General features: G+C 64.2%; 16 protein-coding genes. 9 read left to right on the forward strand and 7 right to left on the reverse strand.

Features of this window, described 5'->3' with window-relative positions:
• Window positions 1-34: 34 nt before the first annotated feature.
• Entirely contained in the window at window positions 35-1,771 is a 1,737-nt protein-coding gene (locus ACIQUG_RS06235; RefSeq protein WP_402318631.1) for an adenylate/guanylate cyclase domain-containing protein, read from the reverse strand.
• 242 nt (window positions 1,772-2,013) lie between these two features.
• Between ACIQUG_RS06235 and ACIQUG_RS06240 the strand changes: the two genes are divergently transcribed.
• Window positions 2,014-2,937, forward strand: a complete 924-nt coding sequence (locus ACIQUG_RS06240; RefSeq protein ID WP_402318634.1) for a GNAT family N-acetyltransferase — start codon at window positions 2,014-2,016, stop codon at window positions 2,935-2,937.
• On the opposite strand, the gene ACIQUG_RS06245 is transcribed toward ACIQUG_RS06240, so the two are convergent.
• The 6 genes from ACIQUG_RS06245 to ACIQUG_RS06270 all read right to left on the reverse strand — a co-directional run bounded on the left by ACIQUG_RS06245 (window position 2,906) and on the right by ACIQUG_RS06270 (window position 10,070).
• Window positions 2,906-3,586 carry a histidine phosphatase family protein gene (locus tag ACIQUG_RS06245; RefSeq protein ID WP_402318637.1) on the reverse strand — a complete coding sequence of 227 codons (681 nt, stop codon included), beginning with the start codon at window positions 3,584-3,586 and terminating at the stop codon, window positions 2,906-2,908. The genes ACIQUG_RS06240 and ACIQUG_RS06245 overlap by 32 nt on opposite strands.
• A 339-nt stretch (window positions 3,587-3,925) precedes the next feature.
• On the reverse strand, window positions 3,926-4,621 hold the full coding sequence (locus ACIQUG_RS06250; protein ID WP_402318640.1) for an SOS response-associated peptidase: 696 nt from the start codon (window positions 4,619-4,621) through the stop codon (window positions 3,926-3,928).
• 130 nt (window positions 4,622-4,751) lie between these two features.
• A complete protein-coding gene (locus ACIQUG_RS06255; protein ID WP_402318643.1) occupies window positions 4,752-6,215 on the reverse strand; it encodes a DUF1254 domain-containing protein in 1,464 nt (487 codons plus the stop codon).
• Between the two features lie 89 nt (window positions 6,216-6,304).
• On the reverse strand, window positions 6,305-7,708 hold the full coding sequence (locus ACIQUG_RS06260) for a DUF1254 domain-containing protein (RefSeq protein WP_402318646.1): 1,404 nt from the start codon (window positions 7,706-7,708) through the stop codon (window positions 6,305-6,307).
• 33 nt (window positions 7,709-7,741) lie between these two features.
• On the reverse strand, window positions 7,742-9,232 hold the full coding sequence (locus ACIQUG_RS06265) for a DUF1254 domain-containing protein (protein WP_402318648.1): 1,491 nt from the start codon (window positions 9,230-9,232) through the stop codon (window positions 7,742-7,744).
• 358 nt (window positions 9,233-9,590) lie between these two features.
• Entirely contained in the window at window positions 9,591-10,070 is a 480-nt protein-coding gene (locus tag ACIQUG_RS06270) for a hypothetical protein (protein WP_402318651.1), read from the reverse strand.
• 213 nt (window positions 10,071-10,283) lie between these two features.
• Here ACIQUG_RS06270 and ACIQUG_RS06275 point away from each other — a divergent pair, with 213 nt between their 5' ends.
• The 8 genes from ACIQUG_RS06275 (at window position 10,284) to ACIQUG_RS06310 (ending at window position 17,195) form a co-directional block, all read left to right on the forward strand.
• A complete protein-coding gene (locus ACIQUG_RS06275; RefSeq protein WP_402318654.1) occupies window positions 10,284-10,859 on the forward strand; it encodes a TetR/AcrR family transcriptional regulator in 576 nt (191 codons plus the stop codon).
• A complete protein-coding gene (locus ACIQUG_RS06280) occupies window positions 10,856-11,815 on the forward strand; it encodes a DMT family transporter (RefSeq protein ID WP_402318657.1) in 960 nt (319 codons plus the stop codon). The genes ACIQUG_RS06275 and ACIQUG_RS06280 overlap by 4 nt, the downstream gene beginning before the upstream one ends.
• Before the next feature lie 15 nt (window positions 11,816-11,830).
• Complete coding sequence (locus ACIQUG_RS06285; RefSeq protein WP_402318659.1) at window positions 11,831-12,754, forward strand: DMT family transporter; 924 nt, start codon at window positions 11,831-11,833, stop codon at window positions 12,752-12,754.
• A gap of 76 nt (window positions 12,755-12,830) precedes the next feature.
• Window positions 12,831-13,562 (forward strand): hypothetical protein, encoded by a 732-nt coding sequence (locus ACIQUG_RS06290; RefSeq protein WP_402318662.1) that lies wholly within the window; start codon window positions 12,831-12,833, stop codon window positions 13,560-13,562.
• A gap of 253 nt (window positions 13,563-13,815) precedes the next feature.
• The gene (locus tag ACIQUG_RS06295; protein WP_402318664.1) at window positions 13,816-14,250 is read left to right on the forward strand and encodes an Rrf2 family transcriptional regulator; all 435 of its coding nucleotides are present in this window, start codon (window positions 13,816-13,818) and stop codon (window positions 14,248-14,250) included.
• A gap of 167 nt (window positions 14,251-14,417) precedes the next feature.
• Window positions 14,418-15,302 (forward strand): NAD(P)/FAD-dependent oxidoreductase, encoded by an 885-nt coding sequence (locus tag ACIQUG_RS06300; RefSeq protein ID WP_402318666.1) that lies wholly within the window; start codon window positions 14,418-14,420, stop codon window positions 15,300-15,302.
• A gap of 143 nt (window positions 15,303-15,445) precedes the next feature.
• The gene (locus ACIQUG_RS06305; RefSeq protein WP_402318669.1) at window positions 15,446-16,264 is read left to right on the forward strand and encodes an arginase family protein; all 819 of its coding nucleotides are present in this window, start codon (window positions 15,446-15,448) and stop codon (window positions 16,262-16,264) included.
• A 136-nt stretch (window positions 16,265-16,400) separates the two neighbouring features.
• Window positions 16,401-17,195, forward strand: coding sequence for a DUF1194 domain-containing protein (locus ACIQUG_RS06310; RefSeq protein ID WP_402318672.1), 795 nt, complete (start codon window positions 16,401-16,403; stop codon window positions 17,193-17,195).
• Window positions 17,196-17,219: the final 24 nt, after the last annotated feature.

Raw genomic sequence — 17,219 nt, forward strand, 5'->3', positions numbered from 1 at the left:
CTGTTGCCTTGTTTTACCGCGCGCGGACCGGCCGTCACCCCGCCCCCGCCTTCTTGAGCCCCTCGCGCAGGTGCTCGGTGTCCGCCTCCTGCGCATAATGCATCGTTGCCAGAAGCGCCTCGACGTCAAACGATGGACACAGCGCCCTGACCTTGGCGATATGCGCGCCCGCCGCGATCGCATCGCCGCGCCAGCCGTGGCAGGCGGCGACGAAGGCGTGCTGGGTTTCGTCCATCGAGGTCAGGTGCATGAAGGCCTCGATCGCCTCGCCATATCGGCGCGCAGCAAAGTGAGCCTTGCCGAGGTGGCTCCAGAAGCGCTCGGGATGATGGGGGTTGAGGCGCATCGCCTTCAGGATCCATTCCGCCCCCTCCTCCGGCCGGCCAAGCCAGGTGAGCAACTCGCCCTGCTGCACCACGACGAGGTCGTAATTGGGGTTGAGGAACAGCGCCCGCTCCTGGTGATAGCGCGCCGTCGTCAGCGCGTTGGTGTTGACGTTGACGGCGGCAAGGATGCGATGCACGTCGGCGTCGTTGTCGTCGAGCGCAAGCGCCCGTTCGAGCTCGGCATTGACTTCGGCCCAGGTCGCCTCCTTGTCGGCACACCAGCCATAGACCCAGGATTGCCCGAGGATGCAGGCGCGCCAGGCATGGGCGTGGGCATAGCCGGGATCGAGCGAAACGGCCCGGTCGATCAGCGCCTGCGCCTGCCTGTTGTCCTCGGCGCTGCTGCGGTGGTGCAGCACCTTGGCGGCGAGCGCGCATTCGTAAGCCGCCATGTTGGCCGGCTTGGTGCGCGAAAGCTGGTCGCGCTGGGCGGCCTCCAGCCGGCCGGGCACGGTCGCGGCGATCGCCGCCGTCACCTCGTCCTGAATGGCGAAGATGTCGTCCAGCTGCCGGTCGTATTTGTCGGCCCAGATATGGGCGTCGTTGACCGCGTCGATGAGCTGCACGGTGACGCGCACCCGCTCGCCGATCTTGCGCACGCTGCCTTCCACCAGATATTGCGCCCCGAGGCTGGCGGCCACCTCGCGCACGTTTACCGACTGGTTCTTGTAGACGAAGGAGGAGTTGCGCGAGATGACGAAGAGCTCGTGCCGCCGCGAAAGCTCGGTGATGATGTCCTCGGTCAGCCCGTCGGCGAAGAACTCCTGGTCCGGATCGCCGCTCATATTGTCGAAGGGCAGCACCACGATCGTCGGCTTGCAGACGCCGGTTTTCGCCTCGCCGTCCCCCATGGAACTTGAAAGCCCGAGGCTTTCGAGCCCGATGCGATAGAGGCGCACCGGGCGGCTGATGTTCTTCAGCGTCTTTTCGCCGAGATCGTCGATCGGCAGTTCCAGCCGGTCGGCCACCTGCGTTGCCACCGCCGCCGTCACGCAGATGCCGCCGACTTCGGCCAGTTGCTCGGCGCGCGCGGCGATGTTGACGCCGTCGCCGAAGATGTCGTCGTCCTCGAAGATGATGTCGCCGAGATTGATGCCGATGCGAAACTCGATCCGCCGGTCCTCCGGCACGTCGGAGTTCCGCCTTTTCATGCGCTGCTGGATCTCGACCGCGCATTTGACCGCATCGGTCACGCTCTGGAATTCCACCAGCAGCCCGTCGCCGGTGGTCTTGATCAGCCGGCCCTTGTTCTTGGCGATCGCCGGGTCGATGAGCTCGATGCGGTGGGTGCGAAGCCGCGCAAGCGTGCCCGCTTCATCGGCCTCCATCAGCCTGGAGTAGCCGGCCATATCGGCCGCCAGCACTGCAGCTAATCTCTGCTCCATGGGCTTGCCAACACGTTGAAAAGCGGCCCGTTCCGGTCTTCCGGACCAAGGAGATGTCCGATCCGATATTATCGCAGCACGAAACGATCTCCTACCTAAATTAGCAAATGCAAACTGAAAGGGGTCCATACGCGCCGACTCTCGGCGGCCGGCCATCCAGTAGGCCTCAGCGCATTGCGACTTGACAATACTTGCCTTAGGCAACTAATTACATGATCAAAGCAAATTCATAAGGACATCCCATGTCTCCTCAGCACATCGACGACCGCGCCCAGACGGTGCGGCGCTTCAACCGCTTTTACACCCGCCTGATGGGGTTGCTGCACGAGCACCTGCTTGCCAGCGCCTATTCGCTGACGGAGGTTCGCATTCTCTATGAGCTCGCGCATCGCTCCGGTCTGACCGCGAGCGACCTCTGCCGCGAACTCGGCCTCGACGCCGGGTATCTGAGCCGCGTCATTGCCGGCTTCGAGAAGAAGGGGCTGATCGAAAAGAGCCGTTCGCCGGACGACGGCCGGGTCACGCAGCTCACGCTGACGGATGCGGGCCGCGCGATCTTCCAGCCGCTGGAGGATGCGTCGCAGCGCGAAGTGGTCGCCATGCTGCAAAAACTGTCGGTGCCGGAACAACGGCAACTGGTGGGCGCCATGGGCGAGATCGAGAGCCTGCTTGCCGACGAGCGCACGCCGGGCTTCATCCTGCGTGAACCGCAGCCGGGCGACATGGGCTGGGTGATCCACCGCCAGGGCGCCCTCTATGCTGAGGAATATGGTTGGACCACCGCGTTCGAGGCGCTGGTCGCCGAGATCGTCGTCAAATACATGCACGACTACGATGCGAAGTCGGACCGCTGCTGGATCGCCGAAAAAGACGGCAAGGTCGTCGGCTCGGTGTTTCTCGTCCGCCATGACGAGACGACGGCGAAGCTGCGCCTGCTCTATGTCGAGCCGAGCGCCCGGGGCCTCGGCATCGGTCGGCGGCTGGTCGAGGAATGCATGCGCCACGCCCGTCTTCTCGGCTATATCAGGATGATTCTCTGGACCAATGCCGGCCTCGATGCCGCCCGCCACATCTACGAGAAAGCCGGCTTCGCGCTGATCGAGGAAGAACAGCACCACAGCTTCGGCAAGGATCTCACCGGCCAGATTTTCGCGCGGAATCTCTGAGAACGGCCGCCAACGCATCGCCGCCCGGGGGCGCAGCTATTGCGGGAACGGTGGCGGACTCCAGCTGCCGGCCGGTCGATACGGTGACGAGGTTGAACGCCCCGTCACTGAGACGATAGAACCCATCCTGCGGCACCGGCAGTTCCAGCATTTCCCGCCGGGAGAGGTCGGCATAGACGCCGCGCAGCAGCCGGCCGAACAGCCCATGGGAAATCGCGACCGTCGGCCGCCGGATATCCGCAAGCCAGCTTTTCGCCCGGGCGCAGGCGGCATCGAAGCTCTCCCCATCCGGCGAGCGGAAATACCAGTCGAAGACATCGGAACCGTCGAGCCGACCCGGATACTCCATGTCGATCTCGAACTTGGTCATGCCATCCCACGAGCCGACCGAAACCTCCATCAACCGCGCATCCTGGCGGCTCGCCAGCGGCAGCACCCGCTGAACCCTTTCAGCGGTTTCGCGGGTCCGTCCGAGCGGGCTGACATGCATCTCGAACGACTGCACATCTTCACCGATCTCGGCGCTCAGGAGGTGGGCGACGGCGTCCGCCTGCGCGACGCCAAGCCTCGTCAGCGGCGAATCCAGCTGCCCCTGGAACCGACCGAGCGTATTCCAGACGGTTTCGCCGTGGCGCAGAAGATAGATCAAGAGCTGGCCTTCCTTGAAAACTTGTGGCTATCGATCGCTGTCGTTCGAACCGGCGTTCAAAGATGCCGTCCACTCCGGCTCCGGCGATGGCACCCATCATCACTGGATGATGCAGGTTCCCGGCCAATCCCGGCAGGAGTTCCGCGCGCAGCTTCCCAGAGACATGCCGGCAATCAGAACGCAGACGATGACGGCAATCTTTCGCGACATTACGCTACCTCAAGTTTCGGTCCCTCGTTTCTCACCCGTTCCCATCATGGCGTCAACGCGTTTCCCCAGCGGGAACAAGAGAAAGTCCATGAAGGTGCTGACGCCACCCTTCGTGATGCCGTGTCGCCCTCAATCCACCGGATCCAGAATGTCAGGCGTATCGTTCTTCGGCGAACCGACCTTGCTGCCGATCTTCCACATGATCATCAGCTCAGGCGGAAACGGCTTCATCAGGTCGGGCGCTTCCGGCTCGGGCGAGAGCCAGCGCTCGTAATCGTCGGGGTTGAGGATGACAGGCATGCGGTCGTGGATGTCGGCCATCATCGCGTTGGCGTCGGTGGTGACGATCGCGAAGGTGCGGATGTCCTCGTCGGTTGCAGGGTTGCGCCAGCTCTCCCAGATGCCGGCGAGGCAGAAGGGCTCGCCCGTCTTCATGGCGATCGCGTAGGGCTGCTTGTCCTTGCCGGTGCCGTGAATGTCCTTCCACTCGAAAAAGCCGTCGATCGGCACCAGGCAGCGGCGGCGTTGATAGGACGAGCGGAATTTCGTCGCGATCGTGTCGGAGCGCACATTGACCAGCGGCCTGCCCGCCCCAGGGTCCTTCGTCCAGCTCGGGATCAGCCCCCAGCGCGCCGAAACGAAAACCGGGCCGAAGAGATCGGGATCGCGGATCACGTCGCGGATGATGATCGGATAGATCAGCGTCGGCGCACCGTTATAGCGCGGAAACTGGTTGGCAATCCCTTCGATGCTGCCACGCTCGGCAAAGCCAAAGGCGCGCAGCAGCCCCTCGAGATTGGTCTTCAGATAGACGCGTCCGCACATATTGCCGCTCCCGCACATCTCTCCAACGTCAACTCTATATATAAGAAGGCAGGAATGTGGGATTTCAACCGGCAACGGCGGGCCCAGCGAAAGGGCCGCCCAAAAGCGGCTCCCTGTCGCCATGATGGCCCTACTTCACCTCTTCGAAATCCGCCGGCTTCCAGCTGCCGTCGAAGGCCGGGCCATCGGGTCCGTAGATGCGGATATAGGCAAACCAGCCGCGGCCGGGCACGGTCTTGATCCAGCGGTTGTCGCTATCCTTTGGCGCCTCCGGGCCGAAATAGAGATCGACCGGCTCGGTTCCCTTGACGTCCTTCAGTTCGAAAAGCGAGCGCAGCGCTGCCTTGTCCTGATCGGTCTGCACCTCCGAGCGGGTCTGGGCGTCATAGGCCGTCACCGACCAGAAGAGCTTACCGGGAACCGGCTGCGGAATGGAGAGCTTGTAGGTCTTGCCGCCGTCGAGATAGGTGCCGGTGCCGTCGCGCGCCGCCAGCCAGTAGAGCGAGCCGGCGCCGGCCGTGCGGCGGAACATCGCCGGTGAGGTCACGATCGCCTGGGCGAACCAGCGGTCGCGGGCTTCGAGGTCGACACCGGCAGGCGTCTCGAACTGGGCGCTGCCGGGCACCAGCCCCACCCATTCCCACTTGCGGTCCGGCCAGGCGAGCCGGTCCGGCCGATCGCTGTCGAAGGCGGAGACGAGCAGCTGGTCGCGACCGTCGCGCGCCGCCTTTTCGAGGATCGCCGTCATGCGTTCGTCGGGCTTGAAATCCTTGCCCCTCTCGATGCCGAGCGCGGAGAGCAGCCCGTACATCGGCAGGTATTTTTCGACGATCGGCTCCTGCTGGATGATCTCGTTCAGCTTCTGCCAGAACTGGATATTGTCCTCCCATTTGAGCGAGGTGCTATCCATCGCCATTTCCGTCGTGTCGACCACCTTGATCGGCTTGGGATTGGCCGCTTCAGCGAGCGGATAAATCCTGACCGCCTTCAGCGCTTCCAGCGCCTTGGCCTGGTCGCCGCCGACGGGCAGCGCGCGCACGGCGAGCAGGTTCTTGTAGGTCGGCGTATGGCCGACGAGATAGCCTTCGGGGATGGCATCCTTGTAGTCCGGCCCGACGATCAGGTGCTTGCCGCCCTTGCCGGCGTCTGGGCCGGGAATGCCCATGTCCTGCACCCAGCCCTGGTTGTGGTCGTTGACGAGGCCGATATAGGCGCCCGGCGGCAGCTCGATCACCATGGGACCCTTGGAAACGTCGATCGTCGCCGAACCATAGGGCGTGTCGGAGTTGAGCGTGAAGCCCACCTGGCGCGGGCCGGCCGCCGCCGCCCCCATCGCTTCGTTGTCGTTGATTCCGATCGAGCGGTTGCCGTTGAAGATGCCCTCGACGGAAACGGTCGGATACCAGAAGCGATAGGCGGTCATCGCCCGCTGCAGGTCGGCATCGTCATAGGCCTTCGCGCTGGTTTCGGCCGTCGGGTAGCCCTGCTCGAAGGTGTAGCCGGACGTGCCGTTCGCCAGCGCCGGCAGCGTGTGAATGAGGCTCACGGAGGCCAGGGCGGCAAGGATGAACAGGCTCTTGGGTTTGCATTGCATCAGGCTCGTCTCCAAATCGGTTCGTCTGGGAGTGCTTTTCGGCAGCGAAGACATTCGCGCGGCGGCCGTTGCCGCCCCGCCCCTATCGGTCACGGCAACTTCTCGACATCAGGCAGTTTCCAGGTCTTTTCAAACAGCGGCTTTTCCGGCCCGTAGAGCCGGAAGAGCAGCTCGAATTTCCCCTTGGGATCGACCGGAACCCAATTGGCTTCCTTGCCAGCGGGCGCCTGGGCGCCGAAATAGACATCCACCGAGCCGTCGGCGTTCTTCGCGACGCCCTTGCCGATCGAGGCGACGCTGGCCTTGTCCAGGTTGCGCACCAGCGCATGCGTCTCGCGGTCGTAGACCGTCACCGACCAGTATTGCTTGACCGGCGCATCCTTCGGCACGACGAGCTTGTAGTTGGCGGCCCCGTCGAAGGCATTGCCGTCCTTGTCCTTGTTGGCCATCAGGTAGAACTGTGCAGTGCCGATGCGCTTGATGCCGGTAAAGCCGAGCGTGTAGGTTACGCCGCGCGCATCCACCGGATAGGCATCGGGATCGTCGTAGCCGCCCTGCGCCGCCTTCACCATGTCGGCCATCGCCGCCGGGAACCAGCGGATGCCCTCGTTGATGACCGGGAAACCCTGGTCGTAACGCTGCGACAGGATCGCGTGCGCCTCGCGGGCCGATGCGTCGAGGATCGCCCTGGTCTCGGGTTTCGGCTGGTAGGGCTTGCCCTTCTCGATACCGAGCGTCTTCAGCTGGTCGATCATCACCCGGTCGCGGTTGAGCCAGGGCTCGGTCTGCACGACGCGATTGAGGTTCTCGAAGAAGCTCGCATCATAGCGAATGGTGGCGTCGAACAGCACGTCATAGGCATCGGTGAAAACCGTCGCCGGCGGGTTGTCGGTCACCGGCATCGGGTAGATCTTGATCTTCTTGCCATAGGCGACCGACTTTTCGACATCGGCCACATCGTGGCTCTTGAGGTTGGAGCGCAGCAGCGCAAAGCCGGTGAAGGTATCGGAGCGCAGCGGAATGTAGCCCTCCGGCACCTCGCCCATATAATCAGGCGGCAGGATCAGGTATTTGCCGCCCTTGCCCTCGTCTGCCCCTTCGGGCCCCGCATCTTCGAGCGGCATCTGCCAGGCGTTGACGATGTTGCCGGCGATCGACCCGCCTTCGGCCGGCGGGATCTCGATGACGATGGGCCCGTCCTTCACGTTCCAGAACGACATGAAGTAGATCGAATCCGGGTTGGGCGTCAGCGTCTGGTTCTTCCAGTTCACCGGCTTCGACCAGTAGACGATCTCGTTGACCTTGGCCTTGGTGGTCGAAAGCATCGCTTGCAACATCAGGTCGGCATTGACCGCCGGCATCGCCCAGATCACCGCTTCCACCGCCCGGCGCTCGATCGCGCGCTTTTCGAGGTTTTCGGGTGAAAGGTCCTGGGCCGAAAGGCTGATGGTTCCGGCAACGAGCGCAAGGGCCGTGAGCGAAACGCGGAGCATCTGTTTTCTCCTATTGCGGGTTGGCGCGCCGGGTCACTTGACCTCGACGAAATCCTCGAGCTTCCACGACTGGTCGAACCAGGGCGTCAACGGGCCATAGAGCCGGAAGATGGTGAACCAGCTTTTGCCCGGGATCGTCTGGATCCAGTTCGGATTGTCGGCCGGCTTCGTCGGCGAGAAGATGATGTCGGTCGAGCCGTCGGCATTCTGCTTCAGGTTCTTTTCGCTGGAAAGGCTCGGAAACTGCTGGTCCGTCTGCAGCATGGAGCGGGTCTGGGTGTCGTAGACCACCACCGACCAGAAGTCCTTGGCCGGCGCATTGGCGGGCACGTGCAGCCGGTAGGTCTTGGCGCCGTCGAAGGGCTTGCCGTCCTTGTCGAAATTGGTCGCCGCATATTGCGAGCCGATGCCGGGCATGGCGACCGCCATCGCCGGCGTGTTGATCGTCGCGGCATAGAAGAACAGGGTGCGCGCATCGAAATTGCGCCCGCCGTCCTTCAGCCATTCGTAGCTGCCGCCGATGAAGGGCGTCGTCCATTTGCGGTCGGGATAGATCAGCACCGCCGGATCGCGCGGGCGGAAATCGATGGCGCGCGCCGTCGCGTTGCCGACGGCAACCGCGTCGGTCAGGATCTTCTCCATGCGCTGATCGGGCTTGAAGGGCTTGCCCTTCTCCATGCCGATCGCCGTATAAATGCCGGTCATATCAGGCCCATAGGCGCCGGCCGGCTCCTCCTGGATGATCTGGTTGACCTCCTCGAAGAACTTCATGTTGTTGGCGTGAACCGTGTTCATCGCCTTGCCCGAGAGATTGATGAAGGTGGTCTCCGGCGGCTGGTCCTTCTTCTCATAGGGATAGACCCGCAGGTTCTTCTTCAGGCTCGCGACACCCGGGGCCGGATCGCCGTCCTTCATGAAGGCGCGGCCGAAAAGCAAGTTGCCGTAGGTCGGGCTTTCGAAGACGAAATAGCCCTCGGGCTTCTCGCCCTTCCAGCCCGGCGGCACGAAGAGATACTTGCCGCCCTTGCCCTTGTCCGGCCCGGCATTGCCGAGGTCGGTCACGTAGCGGAACCAGAAATCATCGACGACGCCGAGGATTCCCGGTGGGCTTTCGACGACGACCGGGCCGTCTTTCAGGTCCATCCAGTTCCAGAAATAGACCGTCTCGGAGTTCGGTGTCAGGTAGAGCGATTTGGAATCCATCAGCGTCTCGAAGACGCCGATCGTGCTGCCGACGGCGCCGACCTCGCGAAGTCCGGTGCGGATCGCCACCATCGACGCGCCGGGAATGCCGTTCAGAAACGCCTCGATGCCGCGGCTGAAGTCGAGCTGGTCCCAGACCTTGCTCGCCGTCTCCGCGGTCGGCACGCCGTCGTCGAAGGTCAACGTGCCGATGCGCGTGTCGACGCTGCCGGGCGTCAGGATCTCCTCGGGTATGTCGGTCGTCATCTTGAAGCTGTCGGCAAGAGCCGTGGTACCCGTCACCAGAACGGCAATCCCGAAAAGCGCGGACCGCATCGCCATTGTTATCATTTCAGCTGCTCCAACCATAACTGCTCTCTGCGACGCTCCAAGAAGCGATCGATGTCGAGCGATGGGAGAGAGCTTAAAAAGCCGCCGCTAAATGGGAAAGAACGTAACAGTTACGATCGCGTATCGTCGGAAACGCGCGGTGCGGAGCGCCAACTCCGCCGGATGCGCACGACAACGCCTAACGTTCTCCAAAGTGTGCGATCATCCGCTCGGCGAGCGCCACGCCGCCGTCAGTATTGAACCGTCCCGCGGGCGGAGCATGACCGTCTCATCGCCGTCACTGGTCGCGCTATCATGACATGAGGCACGCCTGACAGGGCGAGTGCCTGTGGTCAAGGCCGACACCCGCTCACACCATCGGCAGAGGCTTGCCTCCGCCGGTTTCCATCTCCGTCCACTTGTCTTCGATCATCCGCGTGAAGCTTCGTGGATATCCCCTCGGAAACACATGAGACTTGATGAACTCGCGGTCCGAATAAAGAATATTGATGGTGTTGTTCACGGTGGACGTGGCCAGCTTCTCGTCGACGTGAAGCGCGCTTCCGGACCAACTGTTGAAAGCGAGATTGAGCTTCAGGAAATAGGAATACATCCGCTTCGTCTGCTCTGAGGAGATTTCCCCGAACGGATGCATGTCTGCTTCCATCTCGAGAAGATAATTGTCGGACATGATGATCTGATTGTGAATCTGCCACTCTGTCTGGATCTGAGCGCTGGATTCGAAAATCTCCCTTTTCCTGGTGTAGTCGAAGATGAACCAGGAAATAGCGACCGTTGCGCCCGCAGCCACTATTTCCGCCACATTGGCAAGTACTTCCAAGGTCTCCATTTCGCCCCTCCCCGGACTGCCTCCGGATAAACAATGCGCGAGCGGTTCATCGCCCGCAATTGACCCATTTTCATTACAGAATGCCGGTTTTCGATCGCTGCGGCGCAAGCGCTGGCGTCAATCGCTCCCTTGCGCGCAGCGCTTCATGTCGGGCGCAGGCTTGACAAATCCTGCAATTAGGTAGATCGGTCTACATAATTGCAGGAGAAAGCCATGAGCGAGAAAGCACCGGCGCGCGAGCGCTTGCTGAAGGCGGCAGCCGAACTCTTCTATCGGGACGGAGTCGGCGCCACGGGCATCGATGCGATCACCGCGCATGCGGGCGTCGCCAAGATGAGCCTCTACAACAACTTCTCGTCCAAGACGGATCTGGTGAACGCCTATATCGAGGCGCGCCACCGGGAATGGCAGGACCTTTACCGTGAGCGCCTGGCCCACGCGGCAACGCCGCGCGACCGGGTGCTGGCGATCTTCGACAGCTATGTCGACCATGCCGAAATGGCCTATTCCTGGGGCTTTCGCGGCTGCGGGCTCTTGAATGCCGCAGCCGAACTCTCCGTCGGCGATCCCGCCCGCGACATCGTCGCTTCGCAGAAGGACGAGGTCGAAACGCTGTTCAAGCAGTATCTCCGGGAGATGAGGCCCGACGCCGGTGCCGCCATCGACGAGACGGCGGAGCACCTCTCCTTCCTGCTCGAAGGCGCCATGTCGCGCGCCGGCCTCGACGGTCATGACGCCCGGCTGAAGACCGCGCGCCGGATCGCCATCTCGATCATGGACCAGCTATGACCTCCAGGACCTCCGCAAGTTTCGTCGGCTTCGCCTGCGTGCTGACCGCCTCCGCCCTTTGGGGCACGACCGGCACCACCGCTACCCTTGCTTCAGGTGTCAGCCCGCTCGGCATCGGCGCCGTCGCCATGGGCCTTGGCGGCCTGCTGCTCGCGCTGACGGCGCTGCGCTCGATCGTGAAAAGCCGGGCAAAGCTTACTGTGCAGTGGCCGATGCTGTTGCTCGGCTCGCTCTCGGTCGCGATCTATCCGCTCGCCTTCTATTCCTCCATGCACCTGGCCGGCGTCGCCATCGGCACCGTCATTTCCATCGGCTCGGCCCCGCTCGCAGCCTCGCTGATCGAGCGTTTCTTCGACGGTCAGAAGCTGACCACTCGCTGGCTTCTGGGTGCGGCCGCCGGCCTTGGCGGCGCCGTGCTTCTCACCTTCTCGGAAAGTCACGGCAGCGGCGGTGCCGCCGACCCGACGGCTGTGCTCTACGGCATCCTGCTCGGCCTCGTCTCCGGCCTGCTCTACGCGCTCTATTCCTGGGTGGCACGGCGGTTGATGCAGGCGGGCATTCCGCCGCGCGCCGCGATGGGCTCGATCTTCGGCCTCGGCGGCATGGCGCTCCTGCCGGTGCTCGCCTTTACCGGCGCACCGCTGCTCGCCTCCACGACCAACATCGCCGTCGGCATCTACATGGCGCTTGTGCCGGTGCTGGTCGCCTACGTGCTCTTTGCCTATGGCCTCGCCCGCGTGTCGGCCACCATGGCGACGACGCTGTCGCTGCTCGAACCGGTCATCGCCGCCGTCCTTGCCGTCGTCATCGTCGGCGAGCGCCTGCCAGCCGAGGGCTGGGTCGGCATCGGGCTGATCGTCGGCTCGCTCTTCATCCTCACCCTGCCGATGCCGGGCCGGCGCCGCCGAACCAGGTCATCCGATGCCGCGATCGATGCGGCCCTTTCCACCCGCTGACGCCGGACCCTTGCCATGAGCGACGTCGCTGCGCTGCCCTCCCGCCGTCCAAACCGTGTGTGGGCGGTCTTGATCCTGATCCTGCTCGAGGCAGCGCTTGTCGTCTCCTGGAGCGCCGGTTTCGTCGGCATCCGCTTTGCCATCGACCACGCGCCGCTGTTCCTGATCCTTCTCTGGCGCAGCCTCGTCTCCGGCCTCATCCTCCTGCCCTTCGCCCTGACGATCGGGCCGAAGATCCGCGTGAAGGACGCCATGCCGCAGATGCTCTTCGGCGCGCTTGCCATGTCCGGCTATCTCGCGGGCTTTGCGCTGGCGATCTCCCATGGCGTGCCGACGGGCCTCGTGGCGCTAATCACCGACATGCTGCCGCTTGCCGTCGCCATTCTCTCCTGGCCGGTCCTCGGCCAGGCGCTCACCGCCCGCCAGTGGCTCGGCTCCTTCATCGGCCTCACCGGTGTCCTGATCGCGTCCGGCTGGTCGCTCGATATCGGCAACGTGCCGCTCTGGGCCTATGGCCTGCCGGTTCTCGGCACCCTGTCGCTGGCGCTGGCGACACTGCTGCAGAAGCGCAGCGCGGCGGGCGCCATGCCGGTGCATCAGAGCCTCTGCATCCAGTGCCTTTCGGCATCCGCCGTCTTCGCGCTCTTTGCCTGGCACGAGGGCAGCGTGCTGCCGGTGCTCGATCCGGGCTTTGTCGGCGGCATCCTCTGGCTGGTCTTCGTCGCCACTTTCGGCGCCTGGAGCCTCTATTATCTCGCGCTCAAAAAATCCTCGCCCGCCCGCGTCACCGCCATCCTTTATTTGAGCCCGCCGGTGACGATGATCTGGGCCTTTATCATGTTCGGCGAGCCCCTCTCCTGGGCGATGGCCGCCGGCCTCGTCGTCTCGCTCGCCGGCATTGTCATCGTCGCACGGGGGCAAAGCCAAACGCACGTTTAGGAAAGCCATCCACTGACCGCTTGCATCTTGCGGTGGTGTCTGCGACAGCTTCGCTCCAGACCACTGGGGAGCGGCCATGAGTTTTTCCGAAGTCAAGCCACGTCACGTGCTCTGCCTGCTCGGCGGGCAGACGCCCTTCTCTAAGCTTTGTGAAACCATCCAGTCGGCGATCGATAGTTTCGCGCCGGGCTTCGAGATCGATGACACCTTTTCCGAGGACGCGCCCGACGACCGCATGTCTATGTCCTTCGAGGTCTGCCGGGATCGCGTCCACAAGGGCGCCTGGAGCGAAGCGGATGAAGAGGCCGTCGGCGACCATCGCTCGGTCATCTATGTGCTCGGCCCGCCGATGACGGCGGAGGATGCCGTCCAGAATTCAGCCATCGCGCTTCGGCTGGTCGCCCACACCCTCGATAACGGCATCGTCGCCGCCAAGGGCGAGAGCGCCGGCGTCGCCCACGGCGTCGATAGATGGAAAGCGCTGGCACGTGAGGCAGACGGCCAGGCCGGCGCGGCGCTTGCCCGCCCCTGCCGCCTCGCCTTTGCCAAGCGGCCGATCGGCACGGACGAACATCTCTACAGCGTCGGCTTCCACCTGGTCGGCATACCCGAAGTCTACGCGCCGAAAACCCTCTCCGACGACGAACTGGCCCTGAGCGCGTTGATCGACACCGTTGCCGACGAGGTCGTCACCGACGGCGTCGATCAGGTGCTCAAGCGCCGCGGCGCCAGATTGCTGCCCATCGACGCCTACGGCGAGGACGAGTTCAAATACAATCCCTACGGCGCCATTCACCTGGCGTCCTAGTCAGGGTGGCGGATATCGCCTCATCCCTGTGTCACGGGGATGAGGCAGCGCTGCGCCTGCGGTGCGAAAGAGTCTTTTCGACCCAAAGACTTGGGCTGGCTGGATTCCTGTGACAGGCACGGGAATGAAGGCTGCGGAGATGGCTTGCACACCCCGTGACTTGCAATCGCGAGCCGGCTCCCAATCGACGGCCGGACCGACCGCCCACCACGCCCTCTTGCATCACACTTCGATTCGTAATAATTGAAGTTACATGAAAAAAGACAGCCGCCTTTCCTCCGTCCTGCACGCGCTCCTGCACATGGCCGAGCGCGGCGAACCCTTGACCTCGGACGAGCTTGCCATGTGCATGCGCACCAATCCGGTGGTCGTTCGTCGCACCATGGCTTTCCTGCGCGATGCCGGCATCGTTTCCTCCGCCCGCGGCCATGCCGGCGGCTGGGCGATCACCGCGGACCTGAAGACCGTTACGCTTCGGCAATTGCATGAAACACTCGGCGAGCCCGCGATCTTTGCCATCGGCAACCGGCAGGAAATGCCGGAATGCCTTGTGGAGCAGGCGGTCAACGCCGCCCTCGACACCGCCTTTGCCGAGGCCGAGGCGCTGCTGCTCGAGCGTTTCGCCCACGTAACCCTTGCCGACCTCGCCGACGATTTTGCCCGGCGGCACCGGCTCCGATCGCAATGACAGCAGCCGATCGATCCGTCCTGACGTGATCGATCCCGACACATCCGGCCGCCCCGGAACCGCATAAGCGGTTTTCCGGCCGGAACCCTATTGCCCAAAGCCCGGGTCGAGACACTGGTTGAAGAAACCGGTGGGCTGGCCTGCGCCCAACCGAAAGGACTATCCCCATGCAACAGGACGTCATCATCATCGGCGGCAGCTATGCCGGCATGGCCGCCGCCCTTCAGCTTCTGCGCGCCCGCCGCCGCGTGACGATCATCGACGAGGGCATTCGCCGCAACCGTTTCGCCAGCCACTCCCACGGCTTCCTCGGCCAGGACGGCATCGACCCCGGCGAGATCGCGGCGACCGCCCGCAAGCAGTTGCGCGCCTATCCCACCCTCACCTGGATCGACGGCCGCGCCGTGACCGCAAGCGGCAAGATCGACGGTTTCGTCGTCACCACAGCCGACGGCGCCGCCCTCGAAGGCCGGCGCCTGCTCTTTGCGACTGGCGTCAAGGACGGCCTGCCGGACATCGAGGGGCTGACCGAACGATGGGGCAAGAGCGCCTTCCATTGCCCCTATTGCCACGGCTACGAGTTGAACGAGGGCCAGATCGCCGTCATCGCCGCAAGCCCGATGTCGATCCACCAGGCCCAGCTCATCCCCGAATGGGGCAAGGTCACCTTCTTCACCAATGGTGCGATCACGCTCGACACCGAAGGCCGTGCCGACCTCATCCGGCGCGGCGTCACCATCGACGAGACCCCGGTCGCGCGCCTAGAGAGCCATGCCGACGTGGTGCTGGCGGATGGCCGCCGCCTGCCCTTCGCAGGCCTCTTCGTCGCCACCCGCACCACGCCCGCAAGCGACATCGCCGAACGCTTCGGCTGCGCGATCGAGGAGACACCGATGGGCCTGCAGATCCGGGCCACGGCCGCCAAGGAAACCACCATTCCCGGCGCCTATGCCTGCGGCGACGTCGGCCGCGTGCCCCATTCCGTGTCGCTTGCCATCGGCGACGGCGCCTGGGCCGGCGCGCAACTGCACCGCTCGCTGGTGTTCGGTTAAGCGACCGGCACTGGCCGGCGCACCGCAGTGGCCTGACGGGAACCGAACGGACGCAACCGCTTTGCGCCGTTCGGCTCCCGGCCTTGCCAAATCGTCGGCGTCCGTGCTTCGTTCGCTGCGAACGCGAACCGGAGCCGCCACCAATGCCCCTTGCCCTCACCTGCTTCCAGGGTCGCGCCGGCGATCACAACGACCTCGGCATTCCCGGCGCGAAGTCCGTTGCCGCCCATCTCGCCCGAAAGCTCGACCTCGAAACCGTCACGATCGGCGAGCCGGAACCGGCGCTGAACGGCCACTGGACGGTCGAGCTCGAGGCCGCGATGCCGACGCTCCGGCGCATGCGTGATCGGTTCGAAACGGTCTACACCGAAGGCTCGGTCTCGCTGGCCGCGACCAGCCGTTGCGCCGTCTCGCTGGCAACGCTGCCCGCCGTCGCCAGGCACCACGCGGATGCGGTCGTCGTCTGGTTCGACGCCCATGGCGACCTGAACACGCCCGAGGCCAGCAGCACCGGCTATCTCGGCGGGCTGGCGCTGTCAGGCCCCTGCGGCCTCTGGCAGTCCGGCCTCGGTGATGGGCTCGCAATCGAAAATATCGTGCTCGTCGGCCAGCGCGACCTCGATCCCTTCGAAGCCGAACTGATCGCGGCGAAGCGCATCCCGCATATCCGCCCCGGCACTGATCTCCCGCAAAAGCTGACGGAGGCCGTCGCCGGCCGGCCGGTCTACATCCACCTCGACTGTGACGTGCTGAACCCCGGCATCGTGCCCACCGACTACCAGCACGAGGACGGCCTGTCGCTCGATGACCTGCACGCGGCCTGCATGGTTCTTGCCAAGAGCAAGGTCGTCGGGCTGGAAATCGCCGAGTTTCAGGATGTCTGGGAGGACGGCGGCGAGCCGGTGTCACCCGGACCGTTGATCGAAGCGCTGGACCCGCTCTTGCCGAAGCTGCGCGGCTGACCCGACCAGAGACTGGCGGCCTGCTGCCTGACCGCAGGGCGCCCGGTCGGCGTTGATCCATCGACAGTACCTCGCATTGCACGCAACCGGTTTGGGCGTAGCATGGATATCCCGCTCGCCTTCGGTATCGGCTGCCATGAAGCACGGATCGGTTCTTCTTGCCTGCGCCTGCCTGGTCTGCGGAAGCGCCTCCGCCGAGCCGCTGAGGGTCGATCTCGAACTCGTGCTCGCCGTCGACGTCTCCTATTCCATGGAACTCGATGAGCAGCGGCTGCAGCGGCAGGGTTATGTCGCCGCCTTTCTGGAGCCCGCCCTCATCGAGGCGATCGAGAACGGCCCCTTCGGCCGCATCGCCGTCACCTATGTCGAATGGGGCGGCTCGGCGGTGCAGATCACGCCGTGGACGCTGATCGACGGCCGCGGCACCGCGGCGCAATATTCCGAGCTGCTACGGCGCCAGCCGATCCGCCGCATCGCCTTCACCTCGATCTCCAACACGCTGGCCTTCACCCGGCGCCTGTTCGACTACAGCCCCTTCCAGGGCAGCCGCCGCGTCATCGACATCTCTGGCGACGGTCCCAACAATTCGGGCGTGCCCGCCCCCGTCGCCCGCAACTCCACCGTTGCCCGCGGCATCACCATCGACGGCCTGCCGATCATGCTGGAGACGCACGCCGCCCGGGACTCCGCCGCAATCCCCGACCTCGACGCCTATTACCGCGAATGCGTGATCGGCGGCGACGGCGCCTTTCTGGTGAAGGTAACCGATAGCAGCGAGTTCGCCCGCGCCATCCTTCGCAAGCTGGTCACAGAAATCTCCGGCCTGGAGATAAGCCGCCTGTCGCCCGCCGTCGTGCGCCCCGCCCGGTTCGGCGAGGGCTACAATTGCTTCGTCGGCGAAGAAATGCAGGAGCGGATGATCGGGCGTTAGGGCAAGTCTGCCGCCCCATCCACA

This window comes from Ensifer sp. NPDC090286 (assembly GCF_044769565.1).
Lineage (GTDB): Bacteria > Pseudomonadota > Alphaproteobacteria > Rhizobiales > Rhizobiaceae > Ensifer.